The 6,199-nt window shown below is 69.0% G+C and carries 6 protein-coding genes; 2 read left to right on the top strand and 4 right to left on the bottom strand.

Annotated features, from left to right (window positions below; all coding sequences use genetic code 11):
* Positions 1-64: 64 nt before the first annotated feature.
* Entirely contained in the window at positions 65-1,021 is a 957-nt protein-coding gene (locus ACLBYD_RS03525) for a glycine betaine ABC transporter substrate-binding protein (protein ID WP_447815427.1), read from the top strand.
* Between the two features lie 18 nt (positions 1,022-1,039).
* On the opposite strand, the gene ACLBYD_RS03520 is transcribed toward ACLBYD_RS03525, so the two are convergent.
* Genes ACLBYD_RS03520 through ACLBYD_RS03510 form a run of 3 tightly spaced genes read right to left on the bottom strand, consistent with a single transcriptional unit; the run spans position 1,040 to position 4,346 of the window.
* Complete coding sequence (locus ACLBYD_RS03520; RefSeq protein ID WP_447815426.1) at positions 1,040-1,951, bottom strand: alpha/beta hydrolase; 912 nt, start codon at positions 1,949-1,951, stop codon at positions 1,040-1,042.
* 8 nt (positions 1,952-1,959) lie between these two features.
* Complete coding sequence (locus tag ACLBYD_RS03515) at positions 1,960-2,787, bottom strand: SDR family NAD(P)-dependent oxidoreductase (RefSeq protein ID WP_447815425.1); 828 nt, start codon at positions 2,785-2,787, stop codon at positions 1,960-1,962.
* A complete protein-coding gene (locus tag ACLBYD_RS03510; protein WP_447815424.1) occupies positions 2,784-4,346 on the bottom strand; it encodes a flavin-containing monooxygenase in 1,563 nt (520 codons plus the stop codon). The genes ACLBYD_RS03515 and ACLBYD_RS03510 overlap by 4 nt, the downstream gene beginning before the upstream one ends.
* A gap of 70 nt (positions 4,347-4,416) precedes the next feature.
* On the opposite strand from ACLBYD_RS03510, the gene ACLBYD_RS03505 reads away from it, so the two are divergent.
* Positions 4,417-5,112, top strand: a complete 696-nt coding sequence (locus ACLBYD_RS03505) for a TetR/AcrR family transcriptional regulator (protein WP_447815423.1) — start codon at positions 4,417-4,419, stop codon at positions 5,110-5,112.
* Here the strand turns inward: ACLBYD_RS03505 and ACLBYD_RS03500 are convergent.
* Positions 5,069-6,199 (bottom strand): thiamine pyrophosphate-dependent enzyme (locus ACLBYD_RS03500; protein ID WP_447815422.1); only part of this gene is annotated, 1,131 nt, incomplete at its 5' end. The two genes, ACLBYD_RS03505 and ACLBYD_RS03500, sit on opposite strands and share 44 nt — an antisense overlap.

The raw sequence follows: 6,199 nt of genomic DNA, 5'->3' as shown, positions 1-6,199 counted from the left end.
GTTCGGCGTCTCGGCGGGCCGGACGGTCGGGCACGTGCGGACCGTGGCGCACCGGTGGGCGACAATGACCGCCGTGGCGAACGAAGCGAGACGGATCCGGCCGGTCGCGGCGACGGTGCTCACCGCATGCGCGGCGGCGGCCGTGCTCCAGGGGTGTGCGTCGCCCGTTCTCGACGAGGCGGCACCGTCGACGACGGTGATCGTCGGGGCGGGGGAGCGGCCCGACGAGGAACTGCTCGCGCAGCTGTACGCGGGTGCGCTGCGCGGTAGCGGGATCGACGTGCAGGTCCGCTCCGGCGTCGCCGATCCGACCGCAGCGCTCGACGCCGCCGATCTCACGCTGATCCCCGGCTACACGGGACGGCTGCTCGCGTCCTACGACCCCGGTGCCGACGCGACCGACGCCGAGGACGTCTTCGAAGCGCTGGCGCGCGCCCTGCCCGACGAACTGACCATCTCCGATTACGCCTCGGCGCAGGACCGCGCGGTGCTGCTCGCCGACCGCGAACGGCTCACGCAATGGTCGGTGAGCCGCGTGGCCGACCTCGCCGGCCGCTGCGCCGACCTGACCTTCGCGGTGACCGAGGACTTCGACACCGCCGGTGGACTCACCGCCCTCGAACGCGCCGACTGCCGCCCGCGCGAGGTGCGACGGATCGAGGATGCACAGTCCGTCGCCGTCGCGTCGGAACCCGACACGGTCGTCGGAACCACCACGACGTCGTCCGCCCTCGCGGAGATCGACGCGGATTCGCCCGTGAGCACCGTGCCCGACGCACCCGACCGCAGCCCGCAGGACGACACGAACGCCGACGATGCGCCCGCACCGGTCCTGCCGGCCCAGAACGTCGTCCCGGTCTTCCGCAAGGGCACCCTCGACGAGGCACAACTCGACGCGTTGCGGACCATCGCGGGTGAACTGACCACGAGCGATCTCACCGAACTGCGTGCGCGTGTCGAGGAGGGAGACGATCCCGAGACCGTGGCCCGCGAATGGATCGACGAACACGCCGGAGCGTGAACGGCACCCCGCGAGTACTCAGCCCGCGCGGGTGCCCATCCGGTCGCGGAGGAACACACCGAAGTCGGAGATCGCCGCGGCGGCCTCGGGAACGAGCGACGCCTGCAACGGCGCGACGTGCCACAGCTCGGGTTGTTCGACGAGGGTGACGTCGACGCCCGCCGCCCGGAGCTTCTCGGCGTACTGCCGCACCTGTGGGTGGAACATCTCCGCGGTGCCCACCTGGATGAGCGTCGGCGGCAGACCCGTGGGATCGGCGTGGATGGGCGCGTAACCGGGATCGGTGGGATCGCCTCCGGCGAGATACGCCTCGGCCGAGGAATACACCCAGCCCTTGTTCAGAACGACGTCGTTCACGTCGGGCAGGTCGCGGGCGGCCGGATCGGTCCACGGCGACAACAATCCGAGCGCCGGCGGGGTGATCCCGTGACGGTCGATGAGCCGGTGTGTAGTGGCCGCGGCGAGGCCACCGCCGGCCGAGTCGCCGGCGATCGCGGTGTCCGACACCTCGAAGCCGTGCTCGCTGACGAGTTCGAGATAGGCCGCCTCGGCGTCGTTCAACGCCGCCGGATAGGGATGCTCGGGAGCGAGCCGGTAGTCGAGGACGTACACGGCCGATCCGGACGCGGCGGCGAGATGCGCCGCGAGCGAGCGGTGCGTGGCGAGCGACCCGCCGGTGTACGCCCCGCCGTGCAGGTACAGGATCGCCGTGGTCCGCTCGGTGGCACCCACCGTGATCCGCTCGGCGGGGCGTCCCGCCAGACGGATCGGGCGCACCACGGTGTCCTTCGGGAGGAACTGCAACGGCGCCGCGAGATCGAGCAACCGGCGCTGCGTCGAGAACGACCAGCGCGGCGACAGCAGGGCACGGAAGAGAGGACGCAGGGCGGTACGCGCCACCCGCGGTGACAACTGCGGTGTCGGAGGCATGCCGCAGCCTATCCCCTCGGCACGACCCGGGAGGTCACGGTGGCGACGACACGCTGATAGGCCGGTCCGGCAACGCGGACGAAGGCGTCCAGCAGCTTCGCATCGGCGCCGATCAGCACGCGCGCCTTGTTCTTCCGCACACCGGTGAGGATGGTCTTCGCCGCGTCCTCGGGGGTCGTGCGTGCGAGCTTGCGGTCGAAGAACTCCGCGAAGGTCGCCTGGTCGTCGCCGTCGGGGACGGCGGCGTTGCGCGCGATCGCGGTCTTGATACCACCGGGATGCACGCACGTGACCTGTACGGGATGCCGCGCGACGAGCATCTCCTGCCGCACCGCCTCGGTGAAGCCGCGCACGGCGAACTTCGCCGAGTTGTACGCCGCCTGGCCCGGGATGCTCAGCAAGCCGAACAGGCTCGAGACGTTGATCAGGTGGCCGTCGCCCGACGCGATGAGATACGGCAGGAAAGCCTTGGTGCCGTTGACGACTCCCCAGAAGTCGACGTCCATCACGCGCTCGATGTCCTTGAACTCGGTGCGCTCGAGGTCGCCGTGATAGGCGATGCCCGCGTTGTTGTACACCTGGTGGACCGCGCCGAAGTGGGCGGCGACCTGCTCGGCGTACTCGAGGACCTTCTCGCGTTGGGTGACGTCGAGATGGTCGGCCTTCACCTCGGCGCCGAGTTCCCGTGCGCGACGCGCGGTCTCCTCGAGCCCTGTGGTGTCGACGTCCGAGATCGCCAGGCGGGCACCTTGGGCCGCGAGGGCGAGGACGAGGGCCCGTCCGATCCCGGAACCCGCGCCCGTGACGACGACGACCCGGCCTGCGAAATCACTCATCGAACTGCTGCCTCTCGGGACGTGTGCTCCTGCGCGGGACGGTCGGTAGCGACGGGGAGATCCGATTCGGCGACGCTACGGTACGCCTCGAGGTCGAATCTGCGGGTGATACGGCGGAATTCGAAGGTGAATCCCGGCCACAACGTGGTGTTGTTGCCGTGCTTGTCGAGATACCAGCTCGCGCACCCGCCGTTGTTCCACACGCTCGATCGCAGCGCGCGTTGCAGGTCGCGGTTGTACTCGTCCTGCACGTCCTCGCGGACCTCGACCGTGCCGATGCGGTTGCGGTCGATCGTGCGGATCGCGTCGACGACGTATTCGAGCTGCGATTCGATCATGTACACCATCGAGGTGTGGCCGAGTCCGGTGTTCGGTCCGACGAGGAAGAACAGGTTCGGGAAGCCGGCGACCGAGCTGCCCTTGTACCCCTGCATGCCGGTCTCGTCGAAGACCTCGGCGAGCGAGCGGCCGTCCTTGCCGAAGATGCCGGCGAAGGTCGGGGAGTCGGTGACGTGGAAGCCGGTCGCGACGACGATCGCGTCGACCTCGCGTTCGGTGCCGTCCTTCGTGACGATGCCACGCGGGGTGACGCGGGCGATGCCGTCGGTGACGAGGTCGACGTTCGGCCGGTCGAGCGCGGGGTAGTAGTTGTTCGAGATCAGCATGCGCTTGCAACCGATGCCGTAGTTCGGCGTGACCTTACGGCGCAGTTCCTTGTCGCGGATCTGCCGGCGGACCTGGATGCGCGCGGCGAGTTCGAGCGGCTTCATGAAGGCCTGGGCCTTGGCCAGACCCACGACCTGCGTCTCGCGGGCGGTGTACTGCAGGGCGCGCGAGAGACGCTGGAAGCCGGGGATGTAGCGGAAGGCGAACCGCTCGGGTGCGGTGTACTCGCGGTCGAAGCGGGGGAGGATCCACGGTGCCGTGCGCTGGTACACGTCGAGACGACCGACGGTGCCTGCGATGGCCGGCACGATCTGGATGGCGGACGCTCCCGTGCCGATGACCGCGACGCGCTTGCCGGCGAGGTCGGCGTCGTGGTTCCACCGCGCCGAGTGGAAGATCTCGCCCTCGAAACCGGCGATGCCCTCGATGTCGGGCAGCGACGGCTCGCACAGGGCGCCGACCGCGGAGATCACGACCTTGGCGCTGTACTTCCCGCGCGTGGTGGCCACGTCCCAGCGGTGCGTCGCGGTGTTCCAGCGGGCCGTCTGCACGTCGCACCCGAAGACGGTGCGTCGCCGCACGTCGTGCCGGTCGGCGACCGAGCGGATGTACTCCTGGATCTCCGGCTGCGGCGAGAACGAGCGCGTCCAGCCGGGGTTGAGGGCGAACGAGTAGGAGTACAGGTTCGACGGCACGTCGCACGCCGCGCCGGGGTAGGTGTTGTCGCGCCAGGTGCCGCCCACCTCGGAGGCGCGTTCGAGCACGAGGAAGTCCTTGCCCGCCTGCGACAGTCGGATGGCCGCACCGAGCCCGGCGAACCCGCTGCCGATGATCAGCGTGTCGACCTGACGGATCTCCGCGTCGGCGACGGTATCTGTAACCGGAAGACTCATGTACTTGAGGCTAGAGCGTTCCAGTGACCTGGTCAACACTTGTTGACCATAATTCAATAACGGTGTTTGCATGGTGGACGTGACAGACGACAGTCCCGGACCCCGCCGGACCCGCCTCGGTCCCGCCCAACGCCGGGCCCAGCTGATCGAACAGGGTCTCGAGCTGCTCGCCGACCGGCCCCTCGAACAGATTTCCGTCGACGAGGTCGCCGAACGGGCCGGGGTCTCGAAGGGGCTGCTGTTCCACTACTTCGCCTCGAAGCACGACTACCACGTCGAACTCGTGCGATGCGTCGGCCGGGATCTCGTCGAGTACACCGCACCGGACGAAGGTCTCGAACCGATCGAGATGCTGCGCGGCACGCTCGTCGCGTACGTCGACTACGTCACCCGGCGCCGCGACATGTACGTCTCGATCCTGCGCGGCGCCACCAGCGGCGACCCCGACATGCGGGCGGCCTTCGAGGACACCCGCACGGCGCTCGTCGACCGGACCGTCGCGCACCTGCCCGCCATCGGGATCGAGCCGACGCCCGCCGTGCGGCTCGCCGTGCGCGGCTGGGTGGCCTTCGTCGAGGACACGACCATCGCGTGGCTACGCGATCCCGAACTCACCCGCGACGAGTTCGTCGAACTGGCCATCGCGGCGCTGTCCGGCGTTGCGCTGGCGGCACATTCGCTCCACTCTCCGGCCGGTGACGCTGTTCCGGCCGGTGGGGTTCTCAGCGATCGCTTCCGGGAAGGTACTCCTGCAGCTTCGTCTTGACGCCCTGTTTCACGAAGCCCCAACGGTTCTCGTCACCGGCGAGCACGGCCTTGGCGACATCGGTGAACTGCTCCCACGTCGCATGCGGCGGGATCGGCGGCATGTCCGGATCGGTGTACACGTCGAGCACCGTCGGACGGTCCGCGGCCAGCGCGCGATCCCAGGCCGAGCCCATCTCGTCCGAGGACTTCACGGTTTCGCCGCCCAGCCCGAGACTGCGCGCGAACGCAGCGTAGTCGACGTCCGGAAGCGACTGGGACTCCGCGAATTTCGGTGCCCCACCCATCGCACGCATCTCCCAGGTGACCTGGTTCAGATCGTTGTTGTGGATGATCGCGACGACGAGCCGCGGATCGGTCCACTGCTGCCAGTACCGCTGGATGGTGATCAGCTCGGCCATGCCGTTCATCTGCATCGCCCCGTCGCCGGCGAACGCGACCACCGGACGACCCGGATGCGCGAACTTCGCGCCGATCCCGTACGGCACCGCCGGACCCATCGTCGCGAGGGTGCCCGACAGCGAACCGCGCATGTCACCGCGGAACTGCAATTGGCGCGCATACCAATTGGCGGCCGAACCCGAGTCGGCGGTGACGATCGCATCGTCCGGCAGTCGCGGTGAGGCCTCGGCGAACATCCGCAGCGGATTGACGAACTCCGTCTCGACCTCCGCCTGCTGTGCCATGGTCTGCCACCAGCGCTGCACGTTCTGCTCGATGCCCTCACGCCACGACCGGTCCTCCTTGCGCTGCAGCAGCGGGACGAGCGCGTCGAGCGCGGCGGCGGCATCCGCGACGAGGTTGACCTCGTTCGGATAGCGCATCCCGATCATGTTCGGGTCGATGTCGATCTGCACGCAGCGGGCCTGGCCGTATTCGGGCAGGAACTGGCTGTAGGGGAGGGACGAACCGACGATGAGCAGCGTGTCGCAGCCGGTCATCATCTCGTGGGTGGGCCGCGTGCCCAGCAACCCGATCGATCCGGTGACCCACGGCAACTCGTCCGACAGCACGTCCTTGCCCAGCAGGGCCTTCGCCACCCCGGCGCCGAGCAGATCCGCGACCTGCTCGAGTTGCGCCCGCGCACC

It is taken from the genome of Rhodococcus sp. C26F (assembly GCF_053345925.1).
The sequence above is the reverse complement of the archived record's forward strand: the minus strand, read 5'-3'. Positions and strand labels throughout refer to the sequence as shown.

Bases quoted from the DNA above. Each gene is read 5' to 3' on its own strand.
- ACLBYD_RS03525 (WP_447815427.1), top strand. From the start codon at position 65: ATGACCGCCGTGGCGAACGAAGCGAGACGGATCCGGCCGGTCGCGGCG.
- ACLBYD_RS03520 (WP_447815426.1), bottom strand. From the start codon at position 1,951: ATGCCTCCGACACCGCAGTTGTCACCGCGGGTGGCGCGTACCGCCCTG.
- ACLBYD_RS03515 (WP_447815425.1), bottom strand. From the start codon at position 2,787: ATGAGTGATTTCGCAGGCCGGGTCGTCGTCGTCACGGGCGCGGGTTCC.
- ACLBYD_RS03510 (WP_447815424.1), bottom strand. From the start codon at position 4,346: ATGAGTCTTCCGGTTACAGATACCGTCGCCGACGCGGAGATCCGTCAG.
- ACLBYD_RS03505 (WP_447815423.1), top strand. From the start codon at position 4,417: ATGGTGGACGTGACAGACGACAGTCCCGGACCCCGCCGGACCCGCCTC.